At 71.3% G+C, this 17,865-nt stretch carries 18 protein-coding genes; 12 read left to right on the forward strand and 6 right to left on the reverse strand.

Going from position 1 to position 17,865, the window contains the following annotated elements:
• Window positions 1–16: 16 nt before the first annotated feature.
• Both FB453_RS01970 and FB453_RS01975 read left to right on the forward strand, forming a co-directional pair.
• The gene (locus FB453_RS01970) at window positions 17–769 is read left to right on the forward strand and encodes an SDR family oxidoreductase (RefSeq protein WP_112582296.1); all 753 of its coding nucleotides are present in this window, start codon (window positions 17–19) and stop codon (window positions 767–769) included.
• An 80-nt stretch (window positions 770–849) separates the two neighbouring features.
• On the forward strand, window positions 850–1,836 hold the full coding sequence (locus tag FB453_RS01975) for an aldo/keto reductase (protein ID WP_112680430.1): 987 nt from the start codon (window positions 850–852) through the stop codon (window positions 1,834–1,836).
• 25 nt (window positions 1,837–1,861) lie between these two features.
• On the opposite strand, the gene FB453_RS01980 is transcribed toward FB453_RS01975, so the two are convergent.
• Entirely contained in the window at window positions 1,862–2,377 is a 516-nt protein-coding gene (locus FB453_RS01980; protein WP_145787064.1) for a GNAT family N-acetyltransferase, read from the reverse strand.
• Between the two features lie 130 nt (window positions 2,378–2,507).
• On the opposite strand from FB453_RS01980, the gene FB453_RS01985 reads away from it, so the two are divergent.
• Genes FB453_RS01985 through FB453_RS01995 form a run of 3 tightly spaced genes read left to right on the forward strand, consistent with a single transcriptional unit; the run spans window position 2,508 to window position 4,957 of the window.
• Complete coding sequence (locus tag FB453_RS01985) at window positions 2,508–3,062, forward strand: NAD(P)H-dependent oxidoreductase (protein WP_145787066.1); 555 nt, start codon at window positions 2,508–2,510, stop codon at window positions 3,060–3,062.
• A gap of 27 nt (window positions 3,063–3,089) precedes the next feature.
• Window positions 3,090–4,103, forward strand: a complete 1,014-nt coding sequence (locus tag FB453_RS01990; protein ID WP_145787068.1) for an ATP-binding cassette domain-containing protein — start codon at window positions 3,090–3,092, stop codon at window positions 4,101–4,103.
• Window positions 4,100–4,957, forward strand: coding sequence for an ABC transporter permease (locus FB453_RS01995; RefSeq protein WP_145787070.1), 858 nt, complete (start codon window positions 4,100–4,102; stop codon window positions 4,955–4,957). The genes FB453_RS01990 and FB453_RS01995 overlap by 4 nt, the downstream gene beginning before the upstream one ends.
• 160 nt (window positions 4,958–5,117) lie before the next feature.
• Here the strand turns inward: FB453_RS01995 and FB453_RS02000 are convergent, their stop codons facing one another.
• A complete protein-coding gene (locus FB453_RS02000; RefSeq protein ID WP_145787072.1) occupies window positions 5,118–8,411 on the reverse strand; it encodes an AAA family ATPase in 3,294 nt (1,097 codons plus the stop codon).
• Between the two features lie 168 nt (window positions 8,412–8,579).
• On the opposite strand from FB453_RS02000, the gene FB453_RS02005 reads away from it, so the two are divergent.
• The gene (locus tag FB453_RS02005) at window positions 8,580–9,032 is read left to right on the forward strand and encodes a helix-turn-helix domain-containing protein (protein WP_145787074.1); all 453 of its coding nucleotides are present in this window, start codon (window positions 8,580–8,582) and stop codon (window positions 9,030–9,032) included.
• Window positions 9,025–9,393, forward strand: coding sequence for a DUF4180 domain-containing protein (locus FB453_RS02010; RefSeq protein WP_145787076.1), 369 nt, complete (start codon window positions 9,025–9,027; stop codon window positions 9,391–9,393). The genes FB453_RS02005 and FB453_RS02010 overlap by 8 nt, the downstream gene beginning before the upstream one ends.
• A gap of 5 nt (window positions 9,394–9,398) precedes the next feature.
• On the opposite strand, the gene FB453_RS02015 is transcribed toward FB453_RS02010, so the two are convergent.
• A complete protein-coding gene (locus tag FB453_RS02015; protein WP_145787078.1) occupies window positions 9,399–10,034 on the reverse strand; it encodes an 8-oxoguanine DNA glycosylase OGG fold protein in 636 nt (211 codons plus the stop codon).
• A gap of 180 nt (window positions 10,035–10,214) precedes the next feature.
• On the opposite strand from FB453_RS02015, the gene FB453_RS34745 reads away from it, so the two are divergent.
• The 3 genes from FB453_RS34745 (at window position 10,215) to FB453_RS02025 (ending at window position 11,397) form a co-directional block, all read left to right on the forward strand.
• Window positions 10,215–10,346 (forward strand): hypothetical protein, encoded by a 132-nt coding sequence (locus FB453_RS34745; protein ID WP_486480126.1) that lies wholly within the window; start codon window positions 10,215–10,217, stop codon window positions 10,344–10,346.
• A gap of 10 nt (window positions 10,347–10,356) precedes the next feature.
• On the forward strand, window positions 10,357–11,049 hold the full coding sequence (locus FB453_RS02020; protein ID WP_145787080.1) for a YwqG family protein: 693 nt from the start codon (window positions 10,357–10,359) through the stop codon (window positions 11,047–11,049).
• 126 nt (window positions 11,050–11,175) lie between these two features.
• On the forward strand, window positions 11,176–11,397 hold the full coding sequence (locus tag FB453_RS02025) for a hypothetical protein (RefSeq protein WP_145787082.1): 222 nt from the start codon (window positions 11,176–11,178) through the stop codon (window positions 11,395–11,397).
• Between the two features lie 69 nt (window positions 11,398–11,466).
• On the opposite strand, the gene FB453_RS02030 is transcribed toward FB453_RS02025, so the two are convergent.
• Together FB453_RS02030 and FB453_RS02035 are read right to left on the reverse strand one after the other, a co-directional pair.
• A complete protein-coding gene (locus tag FB453_RS02030) occupies window positions 11,467–12,372 on the reverse strand; it encodes a hypothetical protein (RefSeq protein ID WP_145787083.1) in 906 nt (301 codons plus the stop codon).
• 194 nt (window positions 12,373–12,566) lie between these two features.
• Window positions 12,567–13,493, reverse strand: coding sequence for an S-4TM family putative pore-forming effector (locus tag FB453_RS02035; protein ID WP_145787085.1), 927 nt, complete (start codon window positions 13,491–13,493; stop codon window positions 12,567–12,569).
• 250 nt (window positions 13,494–13,743) lie between these two features.
• On the opposite strand from FB453_RS02035, the gene FB453_RS02040 reads away from it, so the two are divergent.
• Window positions 13,744–16,212 (forward strand): hypothetical protein, encoded by a 2,469-nt coding sequence (locus tag FB453_RS02040; protein WP_145787087.1) that lies wholly within the window; start codon window positions 13,744–13,746, stop codon window positions 16,210–16,212.
• 19 nt (window positions 16,213–16,231) lie between these two features.
• Here the strand turns inward: FB453_RS02040 and FB453_RS02045 are convergent, their stop codons facing one another.
• Complete coding sequence (locus tag FB453_RS02045; protein WP_145787088.1) at window positions 16,232–16,729, reverse strand: peptidase inhibitor family I36 protein; 498 nt, start codon at window positions 16,727–16,729, stop codon at window positions 16,232–16,234.
• Window positions 16,730–16,964: 235 nt separating this feature from the next.
• Between FB453_RS02045 and FB453_RS02050 the strand changes: the two genes are divergently transcribed.
• Window positions 16,965–17,849 carry a fibronectin type III domain-containing protein gene (locus tag FB453_RS02050; protein WP_145787090.1) on the forward strand — a complete coding sequence of 295 codons (885 nt, stop codon included), beginning with the start codon at window positions 16,965–16,967 and terminating at the stop codon, window positions 17,847–17,849.
• The last annotated feature ends 16 nt before the right edge of the window (window positions 17,850–17,865 follow it).

Raw genomic sequence — 17,865 nt, forward strand, 5'->3', positions numbered from 1 at the left:
GGCGAGGCTCGACGGTATGACGAACATGACCGCCCTGATCACCGGGGCCAACAAGGGCATCGGCTTCGCCACCGCCCGCCAGCTCGGCGCCCTCGGGATGACAGTGCTGGTGGGGGCGCGGGACGCCGAGCGGGGGCAAGCGGCGGAGCGGGAGCTGCGCGACGGCGGTGCGGACGCCGTGTTCCTGCCACTCGACATCACCGACGCCGAGTCGGTGACGGCCGCCGCGAAGCGGGTGGAGGCGGAGTACGGCCGGCTGGACGTGCTGGTCAACAACGCCGGCATCCTCCTCGCCGACGGCGCACGGGGGCTGCCCAGCGAGACGACAGTGGCGACGCTGCGCCGGCTGTACGAGACGAACGTCTTCGGGGTGGTGACGGTGACCAACGCGCTGCTGCCGCTGCTGCGCCGGGCACCGGCCGCCCGGATCGTCAACGTCTCCAGCGAGGTCGGCTCGATCGCGGTGATGACCGACCCGAACGGTGCGCTGTTCGAGCTGACCTCCGTGCCGTACCCGTCGTCGAAGGCGGCGCTGAACATGCTCACCGCCATGTACGCCAAGGAGCTGCGGGACACGCCGATCACTGTGAACGCGGCGAACCCGGGCTACTGCGCCACCGACCTCAACGGCAACAGCGGCTTCCGCACGGCCGAGCAGGGCGCCGAGGTGAGCGTGCACCTGGCGACCCTGCCCGCCGACGGCCCGAGCGGGCTGCTGTGGGGCTTCCAGATGGACGCCGGCGGTGGGTACGGCGTGCTGCAGTGGTGACTGAGCGCTTGACCTGGAGTGCGCTCCAGCCGGCAGTGTGACTCGTGCGCCCACCGGTAGGGCGCACGAGAGGAGACCCCATGCGGTACCGCACGATCGGCGCCGACCCGGCGACCCGGCGCGAGGTCAGCGTGCTCAGCCTCGGCGCGATGCTCTTCGGCAGCGCCACCGACGAGGCCACCTCGTACGCGATCCTGGACCGGTACGTCGAGGCTGGCGGCACGTTCATCGACACGTCGGACAACTACGCGTTCTGGGTGGACGGCGGCCAGGGCGGGCAGAGTGAGGAGTTGCTCGGCCGGTGGCGGCGCAGCCGGGGCGTCGGCGCCGAGATCGTCATCGCCACCAAGCTGGGTGCCCGACCGCTGGCCCCGGGGACCAGCTACCTGGACAACGCCGAGGGCCTCTCCGCCAAGGTGATCCGCGAGTCCGCGGAACGCAGCCGGGAACGGCTCGGGGTGGAGCGGCTGGACCTGCTCTACGCGCACATCGAGGACCGGACTGTGCCGCTCCAGGAGACCGTGGAGGGCTTCGCCGAGCTGGTCGCCGAGGGCACTGTGGGTCTGCTGGGCGCCAGCAACCACCGGGCCTGGCGGGTGGAGCGGGCCCGCGCGTTGGCCGCCGCCGCCGGCCTGCCGGGGTACGAGGTGCTCCAGTACCACCGCAGTTACCTGCCGAACCGCACCGACCTGATCAGCGAACTGGACCCGGACGGCGAGCCGGGTGGCGTCAGCGGTGACCTGCTCAGTTACCTGCGTGCCGAGCCCGAGCTGACCCTGGTGGCGTACTCGCCGCTGCTCAAGGGGGCGTTCACCCGGGCGGACAAGCCGCTCAGCTCGGCGTACGACCTGCCGAGCGCGCCCCGGCGTCTGGCCGCGCTGCGGGAGGTCGCCGGGCAGAGCGGCGCGACTGTCAACCAGGTGGTGCTCGCCTGGCTGCTGGGCGGCGAGCTGCCGTCCATCCCGCTGGTGGGCGCCTCGTCGGTGGCGCAACTGGAGGAGAGCCTGGCAGCGGTCGACCTGGAGCTGACCGCCGAGCAACGGCACCGCCTCGACACCACCTGGTGACCTGTCACCGACCGCCCCGCCGACCTCAGCTTGCGGTCGGTGGGGCGGTCAGGTCGAGCTGCCAGTCGTTGGCCCGCATCATCCGCCCCGGCGGGTATTCGAAACCGGTCTCGCCGAGCAACGTGAAGCCGGCCTTGCGGCACACCGCGTTCGAAGCCGGATTGTCGACCGAGGGGTAGGCGTGGGCGTAGTGCCGGTCCCGTCGAGCGCGGGCCACGTCCACCACCGCGCGCACCGCCGCGGTCGCCAGCCCCTGCCCCCGGTACGCGGGCAGCACCGCCCAGCCCAGCTCGTACACCGGCTGCTCGCGCCACTCGCGGGCCCAGTAGCCGACGCTGCCCGCCCGTGCCCCGTCCGGCAGCACCAGCGTGAACATGCAGCCCTGCTCGGTGCCGGAGAAGTGCACGTACCGGTCGTGCCGGGCGAGCACCTGCTCGTCGGTCTCCGGGCCGCCGGTGTGCTTGCGGGTGTCCGGTGAGTTGAGCTGCCGCAGCAGGTCGAGGTCGTCCTCGTGCCACTGCTCGATGCGTACCTGTGCCATTCCGCCCCCGTTCGTCGACCCCCAGTCAAGCCGATCCCACCGACACTTCGCCCCCGAACCGGGCCCGCTAGATCGGATCTAGCGGGCGCGTGTCGTCACCTCGCGCCTTCAGTGTGGAAGGGGGGTGGCCATGGCACCGTTGCGGATCGCCGTGATCGTCGGCAGCACCCGGGAGGGGCGGGTCGGCGACCGGCTGGCCCACTGGTTCGTCGAGCAGGCCGCGCGGCACGACGACCTGGCGGTGACGGTCGTTGACCTGACCGAGTACGACTTCCCGGCCACCTACCCCGCCGAGCCGACAGCGTCCATCCGGGCGTTCGTCCGCGAGGTGGGCCGGGCGGACGCGTTCGTCGTGGTCACCCCCGAGTACAACCACAGCTTCCCGGCACCCTTGAAACAAGCCATCGACTACGCGTACGACGAGTGGCAGGCCAAAGCGGTCGGCTTCGTGTCGTACGGCTGTCGGTCCACCGGCCTGCACGCGGTCGACCAGCTCCGTACCGTCTTCACCGCACTGCACGCGATGACCGTGCGCGACGTCGTCGGGATCGACCTGCTCGCCGGCGAGCCGACCGCCCAGTGCACCGACGAGCTGCAACGCGACGTCGGCGTCCTGCTCGACCAGCTGCGCTGGTGGGGTCTGGCACTGCGCGACGGCCGGGCGGCCCGACCCTACGTCTCCTGAACACGTCCAACACGAAAGGTAAGGATCATGAGTAGACGCACCACCGGCCTGGCCATCGAGGCCGAGGGGCTCACCCGCTCGTTCGGGGACACCCGGGCGCTGGCCGGCATCGACCTCCAGGTGCCCGCCGGCACCGTCTACGGTCTGCTCGGCCCGAACGGCGCGGGCAAGACCACAGCGGTCCGGGTGCTCGCCACGTTGCTGCGACCCGACGGCGGTTCCGCCAGGGTATTCGGGCACGACGTGGTCACCGAGGCCGACAAGGTGCGTTCCCGGGTCAGCCTCACCGGCCAGTACGCCTCCGTCGACGAGGACCTGACCGGCACGGAGAACCTGGTGCTCCTCGCCCGCCTGCTCGGCCTGCGCAAGCCGGCCGCTCGGGAGCGCGCCGCGGCCCTGCTCGCCGCGTTCGGTCTGACCGACGCGAGCGACCGCCAGGTGAAGAAGTACTCGGGCGGGATGCGGCGACGCATCGACATCGCCGCCAGCATCCTGAACACCCCGGATCTGCTCTTCCTCGACGAACCGACGACCGGCCTCGACCCGCGCAGCCGCAACCAGGTGTGGGAAATCGTCCGGGCGGTGGTGTCGCACGGCACGACGGTGCTGCTGACCACCCAGTACCTCGACGAGGCCGACCAGCTCGCCGGGCGGATCGCGGTCGTCGACCACGGCCGGGTGATCGCGGAGGGCACCCCTGGTGAATTGAAGTCGTCGATCGGCTCCGGCACCGTCCACCTGCGACTGCGCGACCCCGCTCAGCGCCCCGAGGCGGAGCGGGTGCTCCGGGAGGCGCTCGACGTGCCGGTGCAGCTCGCCGCCGATCCGGTGGCGTTGACCGCCCGCGTCGGCGAGGCCGGCACCGACCTCGACGCCAGCGCCCAGGCCGCTCGCGTGCTCAGCGACCTGGCCCGCGCCGGCATCGCTGTCGACAACTTCTCCCTCGGCCAGCCGAGCCTGGACGAGGTCTTCCTGGCCCTGACCGACCACCCCGCCGTGCCGGCCGACGAGCGCGACGACGAGCTGGAGGCAGCCCGATGAGCGACACCACGACCACCACCGCCGAACGGGCGCCGTCCGTCTACGTTCCGTCCGCCGAGGCGCTGGCGACAGTGCTCGCGCCAGGTGCCCGACCGCCCCGGCCGAGCGCGCTGGGCGCGTCGCTCACCTTCGGCTGGCGGGCCATGCTGAAGATCAAGCACGTGCCGGAGCAGCTCTTCGACGTGACCGCGTTCCCGATCATCATGGTGCTGATGTTCACGTACCTGTTCGGTGGCGCCCTCGCCGGCAGTCCGCGCGAATACCTGCAGTTCTTCCTGCCCGGCATCATGGTGACCAGCGTCGTCATGATCACCATGTACACCGGCATCGGCCTCAACACCGACATCGAGAAGGGCATCTTCGACCGGTTCCGGACGCTGCCCGTCTGGCGCCCGGCCGCCCTGGTCGGCATGATCTTCGGCGACGTGCTGCGCTACATCCTCGCCGCCGTGGTGATCCTGGGCCTCGGGCTGGTGCTCGGGTTCCGCCCCGAAGGCGGGGTGGTCGGGGTTGTCACCGGGATCGGGCTGCTGGTCATCTTCTCGTTCGCGTTCTCCTGGGTGTGGACGTTCTTCGGGCTCATCCTGCGCAGCGAGAAGTCGGTGATGGGAGTCAGCATGATGGTGCTGTTCCCGCTGACGTTCCTCAGCAACGTCTTCGTCGAGCCGAGCACCATGCCCGGCTGGCTCCAGGCGTTCGTGAAGGTCAACCCGGTGACGCAGCTGGTGGCCGCGATCCGGGGAGCGATGAGCGGCGAGTCGGACCCGTCGGCAACGATGTGGCTGCTGCTCTGGAGCGCCGGCTTCGTCCTGGTCTTCGGCACCCTGACCATGTACAGGTACAACCGCCGCTAACCCTGATCCCCACCCACCCCACCCCACCCCACCCCACCCCACCCCACCCGCCCGCCCGCCCGCCCGCCCCCGCGATCTTGCACTTACTGTCCCGACAAAGGTGGCAAGTCCACCTAAACCGGCGACCGAAAGTGCAAGATCGCGGAGGGCTGGGGTGGGGTTAGAGCCGCCAGGGCAGGGGGTTGGGGGGCAGGTAGCGGCAGGTGGTGCCGGTGGAGACGGCGTCGCGCAGGTGGCTCGCCAGTGCCGGGTGCCGGTCGTCGAGCTTGCGTAGCGTGTCGCGGATTCGCGCGGTCACCGTCTTGCGGGCGCGTTCGGCCTCGTCGCCCAGGCGGCGGCTCCGGCCGGCGAGGCCCGCCGCGGCACGCAGCTCGTCGAGCAAGGCACCCCGTTCGACGTCCAGCTTGGACACCTTCCGGTCGTCGTCGCGGGCGGCGGCCCGGTCGATCTCCTCGTCGAGGCGGGCCAGGTGCCGCCGGTAGCGGGCCTTCGCCTCGTCGTCGAGGACCGGGTCGGCGCCCATCCGGCGGGCGGCGACCAGCTCCGGCCCGGCCGCCGGGTCGAGCAGTTCGACCGCCGGTACGTCGCTGCCCGGGCGGCTGAGCAGCAGGTGCAGATCGTGCAGGCCCTTGGCGTCGGGCAGGTGCACCACGACACCGTCGTACGCGAGCTGCCAGACCGGCCCGTCGCGCCGAAACTCGTACCCCTCGATCGCAGTCGCGACGGGCGCGGCCTGGCCGGGCGCGACGACCTGACCTGACCCGACGGCCCGGCCCGAATCAGCAACCTGGCCCGACGCGACGGCCTGGTCCGGGAGGTCGGCGTCGGGAGCCGTCGGGGCGGCGAGCCGGTGCAGCACCTGCGTCATGCCGAGGGCTGTCGCCTCCTGGACGGCGGCGGCACGCAGCGCGGTCAACGTCGCGGTGTCGCCCGGGTGGCCTCGGCCGGCGAGGGCGTTCGCGAGGCCGGTGCGGGCGAGCAGCGACCAGGGGCGGGAGCCCAGCCGGTCGGCGGAGTCCCGAGCGGCGGTGAAGCCGGCGATGGCGTCGTCCCAGCGTGCCTGGGCGGCGTCGATCAGCGCCAGCCAGTGGTCGACGGGGCCACTGATATCGCAGCCGAAGAGCCCTACCGTCCACTCTCCACGGTGCGGGGCCAGCGCGGCCCGCGCGGCGTCGCAGCGCTGCGGGTCGGCGGACGCGGCGGCGGCCTGCGCGCGTAGCCGTAGCCAGAGCGGTGACACCGGGCGCGGGTACCGGATGCCACCGGCCTCGATGCCGGCGGTCAGCCGGACCGCCGTCTCGCCGTCGCCCCGCTCGGCCGCGGTGATCGCCCGCAGCAGCTCCCGGTAGGGGTAGTCGATCGGGGCCAGCCCGTCCACCAGCGCGGCGGCCTCGGCGACCCGGCCCTGGAGCAGCAGACGGGACCAGCGCAGGTGGTGGCCCATGAACCCGAACTCGGTGTGGCCCGGGTCGGTCTGGTCGGTGAGGACGGCGAACCGCTCGTCGGCAGTGGCGAAGTCACCCTGGAACGCCGCGATGATCCCGCTGTCGACGGCCGCGGCCATCCGGTGCCGGGCGAAGTCGCCCTGCCGTTCGGCGTCGACGAAGGTGGTCAGCTCCTCGGTGAAACGAGGGTCGCCCAGCTCCAGCAGCGCCACCCAGCGCAGCGAGGTGGCCCACAGCTCGGTCTCCCGGTCGCCCGTCCGACGAGCCACGTCCCGGATCTCGGCGGTGAGCGCGGCTCGGGTCGCGGCGGTGCCGAGCCCCCAGGTCGTGTCGTGGCGGGCCCAGAGGCTGAAGGTGAGCGCCTCGTCGTCCTGCCCTCGACGGGCGATCGTCTCGCTGGCGGTGATCAGGTCGGCGACCAGGACGCCGACAGTCGCGGTGGCGTCCGGTTCGCCGATCAACCGGCGGTACGCCTCGCGCACCAACTCCGCCGCCTCGATCGACTGGGCGGTTTCCACCTGGCGGGAGCGGTTGACTGTGAGCGCGACCCGGGCCAGCAGCACCGGGTCGTCGAGGGAACGGGCCAGCATGGCGGCCTCGGCCAGTAGTCGCGTGACCTCTTCCCGGCCGGCGTGGTGATAGTGCGACTCGGCGAACTCGACGAGGATCCGCACACGTTGTGCCGGGTCTTCGACGACCTCGAGGGCTCGGCGGAAGTGCACCGCCGCCTCGTCGCCGGCCAGCCGCGCGAACGCGTCCCGCCCGGCGGCGACCAGCAGCGTGGCCACCCGGCCCCGGTCGAGCGCGGGGCCGGCCAGGTAGGCGTGGCGGGCCAGGTCGGCCGGGATCAGCCGGTCGGTCAGCTCCCGCAGGTCGTCGACCGCCCGGACGACCGCGCCGTGGCGGGCCCGCCGGTCGTCCTCGGTCAGCCCGTCGTAGAGGGTTTCGCGGACCAGGTCGTGGGCGAAGGCGAACCGGCCACCGCCCCGGGCGACCACCAGTCGAGCGGTCACCGCCCGGTCGAGCAGCCGATCGACCTGCGCCGCCGGTGCGGCCGCGCAGGCCGCGAGGACCTGACGGTGGAACTCGCGACCCAGTACGGCGGCGACGGTCAGCGCCTCCACCACGGCGGCGGGCAGTTGGGCCAGGCGGCGGCGCACCGCCTCCCGTACGCCGGGTGCGATCGTGCCGACCGCGTCGTCGGCGTGCCACAGCCGCGCGGTCTGCTCGACGAAGAACGGGTTGCCGCCGGTGCGCCGGTGCACCTCGTCGACCAGGCTGGACTCGGGCTCCCGGCCGGCGGTCCGGGTCATCAGTGCGGCCACCTCGTCGCGGGTGAAACCGGTGAGGGTGATCGTGGTGGCCTTCGCGACCAGCGGCATCAGCAGTGGGCGCAGCGGATGCTCGCCCGACTCGACCTCGGCGTCGCGGTAGGTGCCGATCAGCAGGAGCCGCTCGAACCAGGTGTGCTGGGCGGCGAAGCTCAGCAACCGCAGTGAGGCCGGGTCGGCCCAGTGCAGATCGTCGAGGACGACCACGACCGGCCGGTGCTGGGAGACGGCGACCAGGGCGGCGGTCACCGCGTCGTACAGAGCGAACGCCTCCTGGTCGGCGGCGTCCGGGCCGCTGTCGACGCCGGCCCAACTGACGAGGCGACCGGCCTGCTCGCCGCCGGCACCGGACTGGCCGAGCAGGGCCGCGAGGGCCGGCTCGGCGGACTGCCGCGCCACCGCCCAGTCGTCGGCGGAGCGCCGCAGGGCACGCAGCACCTGCAACCACGGCCAGTAGCCGGGAGCGCTGTCGGAATCCCAGCAGGCGGCGCCGAGCACCAGCGCGCCTCGCTGCCGGGCCTCCCGGGCCGCCGACGTGACGAGGGTCGTCTTGCCGATGCCCGGCTCGCCGGTGACCAGGGCGAGACCGCCGTGGCTGGTGGTGGCGCGGTCCAACTCGGCGCGCAGCAGACCCGCGGGGTGATCCCGCCCGATGATGGCGTCGCCGAGGGCGTCCATGGTTTCCAGACGGTACTGGACCCGTCCGACAGCGCGAGCGAGTTAGCCGGCCATAAGCCTCGCGGAGCCTCACCGGTCCAGGTGAGTTCGGATCCTTTGGAGTTGATGTCGCCAACGAGTCAGCCTCATCGCTCCCTATGCTTCCCTATTCGGGTAGCATAGGGAGCGATGACGGAAGAAATGTACTCAGTTGAGCAGGTGGCCGACCGGCTCAACCTGCACGTACGCACCGTGCGCGGCTACATCCGCTCGGGCCGGCTGCGCGCGGTGCGGATCGGCAAGCAGTACCGGATCGCCGCCAGCGATCTCGACGCCCTCACCGGACAGGCCCCGACCGCGCCCAGCGTCGCCAGGCAGGCGGAGGTGTCGAGCATCGTCCAGATCGACGGTGTCGACAGAGCCGCCGCCGACCGGCTCGGCACGCTCGTGCTCACCAGCGCCAACACTGGCCACGACCAGGCCAACCCGCTGCGGGTGCAGACGGTGCACGACGAGGAACGCCACCGTCTGAAGATCATCATCCTGGGTGACCCGGCCGCCACCGCCGAGTTGCTGCACCTGCTCGACGCCGTACTCAACGCCGACAACGGCCTGCTCGACCGGGAGGTCCACGATGTCTGACCAGATCCAGGAACGCGCCGGAGTGCCGGTGCTGGTCTGCGACCCGGCAGGGCCGCCGGTGGCCACCGAGCAGGACGCGCTGGACCTGATCGGGGCGGCGTTCCTCGGCGCCCAGGTGGTCGCCGTGCCGGCCAACCGACTCGACGAACGCTTCTTCTCGCTGGGCACCCGCTTCGCCGGCGACGTGATGCAGAAGTTCGTCAACTACCGGGTGCGGCTGGCGGTCGTCGGCGACATCTCGGCGCAGCTCGCGGAGAGCTCCGCGTTGCGCGCGCTGGTGCACGAGTCGAACCAGGGTGGGCAGATCTGGTTCGTCCCCGACCTCGACGCGCTCGACACCCGCCTCCGCACCGCCCGATAGCCACCTCACCGGTCGGGCACGACCGTCATCTCCACCGCGTCCGGCTCCACTCCCCTGATCCGAGCCTGCCCGGCCGCCCACCGCAGATAGGCCAGCCACTCCTCGGACGACCACCCGTTGCGCCGGCCGACACCCGCCTCGGCGGGGAGTTGACCGGCCACGACACGGTCGAGGATCAGGGGCTGCACGCCGCCCACCCCGCGCCGGTAGCCGACGAAGTAGAGGACCTTCGTGCACAGGCCCGGCCCCAACCAGGGCAGGCGAGCGTGGTCCGGGTCGCGGAAGCGGCGGTACGCCGTACGCAGCGCGTCCTCGTCGGGCGCGGGCGTGGACACTTCCTCCAGCGCGTACGCCAGGCGCTTGCCGTGCGGATCGGCGTCGAGCGACCTGGCGGCGCGCCACGGGCCGTACCCGATGGGGCCGTAAGCCCAGGCCAGCACGGCCGCCAGTAGGTGCCGTGGGCTCGCGGACCCCGCCCGGTACGCGTCGGCCACCGCGAAGACGTCCCGCCGCCAGAGCTCCCCGCTCGCTGGCAGCGTGTCGGGCCACGCATCCGGTGGTAGCCCGGCCCGCCACCTGTCCATGTTGAACCTGACCGGAGCCCGCTCGCCCGGTAACACCAGACCCTCGGTCGCCTGCATCGTCGCCTCCCACAGATCGCGCGCTCGCGGAACTCCGTGGTTCGGACGCTATGGTCGGGCGCTTTTGCCTGCCGCCCGCCGACAGCAAATCGCGGTATCGAACCGCGAGGGCGCCTGCCTTCCGGGCGGCCAGCATCCGGCGGGGTCGTGAACGTCGCACTGTTGACCTACGGTGCTCCAGTGCTTCCCCGAAACGTGAAGATCCTCGATCAGGTCCGCGCCGAGGCGCTGCGCCGCGACATCCCCGCTGTCGACGTGGAGCGCTGGCTGGAGCTCGCCCGCCCGTCTGCCCTCCTGACACAGGGGGGGTGACGGGCCGGTCGTGGGAGCCATCCGTGGGCCCGTGATGCTTCCGGCCGACGCCGAGGACCCGAAGTTCCCCTTGATCGCCACCATCGACTGCGCTGCCCTTCCGGCAGACGTGACCGACCTTCCGCTACCGTCCGACGGCCAACTGCTGCTGTTCGGCTGGCCCGAAGAGCACGGTTACGGCCAGGTGATGCACGTGCCGGCAGGCGTGGCGGTCGAGGAGCGACTGCAGTATCCGCCGGGCTTCTCTCCGGACGACGAGGAGTGCGCCGAGGTCTACGCGGAGATCCCGCAGGGCGATCTGCACCTCACTGTCGACATCTCTCTGCCCTACGTCAAGACGATCCCGGGGCCCCCGTGGTCTCCGCCGCTGCCGGGGGATCCCCCGTTCGAAGAGCTGACCGAGGTGTGGAAGGAAGTCCTGGACGAGGTGCCGGACGGCCCGTTCTCCTATGAAGACGGGACGACGCCGCTGCTGTTGGGCGGCTACGGCACTGACTGCAACGGTTTCAACCCCGCATGGTTGGGCGCCAACCCCTCGGGCCGGTCCGGCCACGACGAGTCGGACCACGGTGACTGGGTTGTGCTGGCCGAGTTCCACGGCGGCAGACAGGGCGGCGCGAGCATCCACTGGGTGATCCAGCGTGCCGACCTGAAGGACCGACGCTTCGACCAGGCCAGCGTCCTCGTCTACTGGAATCCGTGACTCCGCTCGCTCCCGTGAGCGTCGACCGGGCCGATCGCTGCCAGCCAGTGGACCGAGCCGGTCGGGACGGCACTGGCGCTGACGGGGGTCAGGACTAGCCGCACAGTGACCGGGTACGCGCGGTCCATGGGTAGCCACAAGCAGAACAAACACGACAACGGCGGCGAGTCGGCGCGAGGCCGGCGGCATCCGGGCAGCGGCGCTCGGGGCCGCCAGGGCTCGCCCGTGGAGCACTCGCCCGACCAACGGCACCGCCGTACCGCTACCGGCCCGGCCGGCACCGAACGCGACCTGGGCCGGGCCAAGGTCTCGGGCGACGGGCGGATCCAGCGTCAGGGCGGCTCCTAAGCCGACCACTCAGCCGGTGCAGCGGCTCGCGCGTTCGCACGCAGGGCGGCTGCACCGGCTGACTGGGTTCTACGGCGTGGCGCAGATGGCGTACGCCGTGTCGGACCAGTTTCCGGCGAAGGCGTCCTCCTCGTAGGCGCCGGACGCTGCGGACGTCGGGGCGGTGGCGGGGCCACCGTTGGGGCGGAAGTCGTCCACGATGCCCTCGCCGGTCACCCCGTTCAGCTCGTAGCCGGCGCCGGTCAGCACCTTCCCGACCGGGCAGGTGGCCGTGACGCTGCGGAAGTCGAGGGAGGTGCTGGCCCCCACGGCCGAGGTGCGCACCAGGCCCGCGAGGGGGTTGGCGCAGATCGCGTACGCGGTGGCGGACCAGTTCAGGGCCGTGGCGTCCGACTCGTACGCGCCGACGGTGACCGCGGTCGGCGCCGTGGCGACGCCACCGTTGGGCCGGAAGTCGTCGACCACACCTTCGCCGGTCACGCCGTTCAGCTCGTAGCCGGTGCCGGTCAGCACCTTCCCGACCGGGCAGGTCGCCGTGACGCTGCGGAAGTCGACCGAGTTGCTGACGCTGGTCGTGGCCACCCGGACCAGGCCGGCCACCGGGTTGGCGCAGATCGCGTACGCCGTCACCGACCAGTTCCCCGCGAACGCCTCGGTCTCGTAGGCGCCGACGGTGACAGCGGTCGGTGCCGTGGCGACGCCGCCGTTGGGGCGCAGGTCGTCGACAACGCCCTCGCCGGTGACGCCGTTGAGTTCGTAGCCGGTGCCGGTGAGCACCTTCCCGACCGGGCAGGTCGCCGTGACGCTGTGGTAGTCGGCCGAGTTGTTGACGCTGGTCGCGGCGACCCGCACCAGACCGGGGACCGCGGCAGACGCCGGGCTCGCCGGGGCGAGCACCGCTCCGGTCGCGACAAGACCGAGCACGAGTACGGACACTCGGTCGCCGAACCGGCGGGTTTCGTTCTGAGCACGCATGTGTTTCTCCCGTCTGAGGCCCAGACGGGCGGCAGGTGAGACGCCGACGTCCAGGCCGTTCGTGATGACGGGTTCACGCTAGGTAGCCATCTGACCAGGCGTTATCTCCAAGCCGACTACGTCGCGTAACGGACCATCAGGCCTGACGGTTCACGATCGGATCACGCGTGCGGCTCCAGCGGCTGCGGCGGAGTTCAGTCGGGATGGGCGGCGGGCGTGCCGGCCCGTAGCAGGTTCGCGAGGTCGTCCATCGCCGCCTCGAAGTCGGTGCGGTCGGCGGCGTGGAACCGCCGGAAGAACCAGTCCGGGACGCGGGCCTGCCCCTGCCTACTGTGGAAGATCAGGTCCTGGGTCTGCCGGGCGAGGGTCAGCAGCTCCGCCTCGGTCGCCGGGTCGGCGTCGTGCCGGGCGGCGGCGGCGACCTGCTGCTGGAGGAGCGTGAGGGCCCGGTCCCGCTCGGTGGCCACCCCGCGCTGGCCCCGGTAGATCTCCAAACCGAGCAGCAGAACGCCGAGCGACGGCACGAACCACTGCGTCAGCAGGGCCGAGACGGTCAGGTTGGCAGTCACCGCGAAGACGACCCCCACCGTCGCCCAGAGCGCCACCCCGGCGAGCACGGTGTACGCGTACCGTCGGCGCACCCGGGCACCCCACCCGAGGTTCTGCTGCTGGCAGGCGAGCACGTCGTACGGGCGGGGCAGGTCGGGGACCTCGTAGTAGTCCCGGAGGTACTGCTCGTCGCCCAGATAGGCGCGGTCGAGGCGGCTGACCTCCGGCGGGCCGACCGGGTCGCCGGCCGCGACCGCGTTCCAGGGCAGCCGGAAGAGTCGTACGTCGAACATCTCCTGGAGCACGGCGGCCCGGCGGAGCTGCCCGGTCGACCAGGAGCCCAGCCCGATCGCGTTGACCACCGCCCAGAGGGCACCCACGGCGGTGACGGCGTTGGCGGAAAGGCCGGTGAAGGCGACCACCGCCCCGGCGACGCCAATGGCGACGGAGAGCGCCATTCGGAGGCTGTCGAGGCGTTGGGCCCTGCGGTGGCAGACCGACATCGCGTGCAGCAACGCCATCATTTCGGGCCGGCGCTGCCGCTGGAGCAGGGTTTCCGTGCGCTCTGTCACCTCAACCTCCCGTTCCGTGACGATCGTATATCCATTCATCCACATGTCACGGATTGCATTTTCCCGGGAGCGTAAAGTGACCCTTTATTACCTTTAGGTAGGTGCGGGGTCGGCTGCGAATTAATGCCGCGTTCGCCCTAAAATTGAGGTAGCTTGACCTTCGCGTTTACCCGCGCATCCCTCACTCGGACGTGCCACCCCTGCCCGTCCGCGTCCACTTTCACCACTCGTGGAAGGTCCAACGGCGGACATGGGCGACGGTCTCGTTGACGAGTTCGAACGGTACATAGCGGATGTGACAGTCACGGCCGCGCTGCGGGACTGGGCGGCCGGGCGCGACGCCGTCGTTCGCCCCCCGTGCCATCCCGGCCGACGACGTGGGCACAGCGAGGCCGAGCTGATCCCGGTGATCGCCGAGCGGCGTGACGGCCGGAACGCCGAGCAGCTGTACGTCAAGGTGCTGCCCGCCGCGCAGGCGGCCGAGGAGGCTGCCCGGCACGCCAGGGCTGTCACTCTCGATCCCGGCTTTGCGGAGCGCCACCTGGTCGGTCAGCCGTACCCGCCATACCCGGTCGGAGACGGCCGGTACCTGATGTTCCAGGACATCGCGCACGGTGCCGAGCAGCTCGTTCCACTGGCCGAGGTCCGCGACGACCAGCGCAAGGACGCCTACAAGGCCCTGCTCGACGGGGTGTGGAACCACTGGTACCGCCAGGGACGGCGAACCAGCCGCACCAGCGTCGGCCGATTCGTGCGCCGGGAGCTGGCCGACGCCGGGGCCCGGGACGAGCTGTCCGAAGCCATGAATTCGCTCAATCTCGGCGCCGTCCAGGGCGACTGGCTGCACGACGTCGCGACCGGGGCGGTGCTGCCGCACCCATTGCGATTCACCGAGACCGGCTCGCTCTTCGACGACGACCAGCTCGACCAGCTCTGCGGGGCATCGCACGGCGACCTGCACGCACGCAACGTCCTCTATGCCTGCTCCCGGGCCGGCCAGGTACACGTCAAGAAGTTCTGCCTGGTGGACACGGACCGGTTCGCCGTGGACGCGCCACTCACCCGCGACCAGGCCACCCTGCTCCTGGACGCCGTCCGCCCGGACGTGGCGAACAGCCCCCGCAGCGTCGACACGGACGCCCTTCGCACCCTGCTGATCGACCCGGAGGAACGCCCTTCGGACCGGCTGTCCGCGCGGCAGGTCAAGGCGATCAAGGCCAGCTACTCGGTCGGGTTGACGGTGGCCAGGACGGGCAACTGGGGGGTGAGCTGGCGGGCGCAGTACCTGCTTTCCCTGTTGAGCCAGGCGCTGATCTGCTGCACCTACGAGGACGCCGGCCGCGCCGGGCGGGCCTGGTACTTCCAGCTGGCCGCCTACGCCGCACACGCCTATCAGCGTGAGTTCCGTCGCGATGTCGTGCCGCCGGCGGCGGCCGGCCTGCCGACCCTGCCGCAGGCCGACCCGCTTCCGCAGCTGGCGTTTCCGGGCAACGATCAGTCGGCCCGGTTCAACGCGGTCGGACCGCAACCGAGCCAGCAGAACCGGGGCGCCCCGCTGGACCGGCTGCCCTTCGAGCAGATGCCTCGCGCGCTGGAGGTGGAGGCACCGGCGCGGCAGCGGGGCCCGGTGCCGATCCCTCCGCGGCAAACCTCGGCCGGCTGGCACGCGCTGCCCCACCGAACGACGACCTCGCCCGTCGCCCGCAGCAGCACGTCGGGTTGGCCCTCGGCGCGGGACGCAGGTCGACGGGTGAATCGGCCAGCCCCACGACACACCGACGCCACCCGGACGACCAGAATCCCGCGGCCTCGCCGCCCAGCGGTCGAGGAAGCCATCCGGGCCCCGACCGCCACCAGCCGGTTCAGCCGGCTGCCACCGAAGGCGCGGGCGGTCCTGGCGATCCTGCTCGGTGGGGTGTCCCTGACACCGCTGGTGGCGATCGGGGCCACCGCGATCAGGGGGCGCGACGAGGCCCCTGTCGTACCGACGACCGAGGCGACACCTGGCACCCAGCCGTCGACGGGCAGCACCCCGGCGGTCGTCGGCAGGTCGGGCCGCCTCACCGATCTCGCGCTGGCCGTCGCGGGAATCGCGCCGACCGCCGCTGTCGGGGCGTACACCGTCTCCTGTCTTCGGGTCTGGGCACCGGCGGACCTCGCGCCCGGGATCGATCGGAACAGCTACCGGGACGAGAGGCTGTGGTGGACCCCGGAGCTGTCCGGCCGCCGGGTCGTCACCCCAGTCACCAAGGGACGTCGATCGGGCACACCGGCGGCGTTCCAATATCTCCCGGGCGACCTGTCCGAGATTCCGCCAGCGCCGTCGGTGGACCCGCAGGAGCTGCGGCAACAGCTGGCTGCGCAGCTGGGCGAGCTACCGCCAGAGATGCGCACGGCGGCCGGGATGCTGACCGTGGTCAGCCGCATCTTCCGCTACCACCTGTTGAATCCGGGTCAGGTATCGGCGCTGCTGTTCGAGCTGGCGGCGACGCCGGGCATCCAGGACCGGGGCGCGTACCCAGATTGGGACGGCCGTTCCGGGCTGGCTTTCAGCGCCGACGACACCCAGGGCCGTCGGGAGACGTTGCAGTTCAACCCGCTCACCGGCGAGTTGTTCAGCCACCAGACGACCACTGTGGCCGATGAGCAGATCCTCGACTACGTGCTGTTCCTGCCGAAGCGGCGGACCGACCGGATCATCCCGCCCGACTGCGCCTGAAACAATCACGCCGCGCGGGTCATCGGCAGCGACGGTCCACGTAGTTCGGCCAGTTCCGGTACGGGGACGCGTCGCTGCGGACCCGGTTGCCCGCCCCGATGTCGAAGAGCCGGGTGTCGTAGTAGTAGAACGACACCGTGCCACTGCCGAGGTTGTAGTGCGCCGACTCGACCCGGAACTGCCAGTGCCAGGTGGCGAGGCTCTGCCGGCCGCAGTCGGAGAGCCGGCCCCGGGGGTAGCCGTAGTTGGGCCACTCGTAGAAGCAGTACCAGCCCGAGGGACAGTCGGCGGCGGCGAGCGTCCCGATCGGTCGCCGCAGGGTCACGATGAGCGCCCCGCCGCCGTAGCTGATCTCGTTGTCGTTGAGCGCCTTCCCACCGGGGTGGGTTGACAGATAATCCGCTATTTCCTGACTTTCGGCGGCCTCAGCATCGGCCGGACCAGATACCGGAAAGACGATCAAAAGCCAGCAGAGCACGGCCGCAAGAACGGCAAGAACCGGACGTGGAATGACCATTCGACACCTCGCGATGTGGGCGCGCAGGGACGGACGGGCGGCAGCACCGGCCAGGTCAGCTGGGCGGCGTGCGCGGAGAACCGATGGATACGCCGCCTGGTCAGCGTATTGAGCCGGATTGATTGATCGCCAGGCGGAGGCAGTGCAGAATTTTGACAATGCGCAATTCCGGCGCACCTCGGCCAGCAAGTGGGACAATGCATTGACTTCGATGCATGGTGGTTACGATTCGTTCATGCCTGCTCGCCGTGTCACCGCCACCATCGCCCTCGCCGCGCTGGCGAGCCTGCTCGCCGTCAACGCCGCCCGCGCCGACGGGCCGGCGATCAGCACCCCGGGCACCCCCACTGTGGTGGCCAACGAACCGCATCAGCTCACCCTCAGCTGGGCGCCCTCCGCCTGGGTCGAGCCCGGTGCGGAGCAGCCGATCAACTACGAGGTGCAGGTGCCGCTGGGTCCGAACACGTACCGCTTCCTCGGCTCCACTACCGACACCACGATCACGCTGACCGACCTCGCACCTGGCACGACGTACCGGATCGGGGTTGCCGCCCGCGCGCTCGGCGGCTACTCGGACACCTCGCCCACCACCACAGTGCGGACCGCGGCCGGCCGCGCGACGGTCAGCTACCTCAACCTGGACTGGTCCCCCACGAACAACCAGATCCAGCATCTGCTGAAGGTGACGAACACCGGCACCGCGCCGCTTGACCTGAGCACGGTACGGGTGCGCTACCACCTGCGCTTCGAGGGCGCCAACACGTCGCTGGTGCCGAACTGCGACTGGGCCGCGCTGGGTTGTGACCGGATCCGGCAGACCGTGCAGTTCTTCATCCCACCGGGCGGGCCGCCCGGCGGGATGACGACGCCGGCGCCGCCGGGTTACCCGATCCCGGGAACGCCGGTCCCCGGCTGGGTGGAGCTGACCTTTACCGACGGGACGCTCGCGCCGGGTCAGTCGACCGGGCCGATCCAGCTACGGCACCACCGGCACAGCTGGAGCGACATCGACGAACGCGACGACCCGAGCTGGGCCGCCGCCACTGGCCAGTGGACCGAGAACGACCGGATCACGCTGGACGTCGACGGGGTCCGCGAGTTCGGCGACACCATCAGTTGACGCACCAACGGCACCG

The organism is Micromonospora sp. CNZ322 (assembly GCF_007827755.1).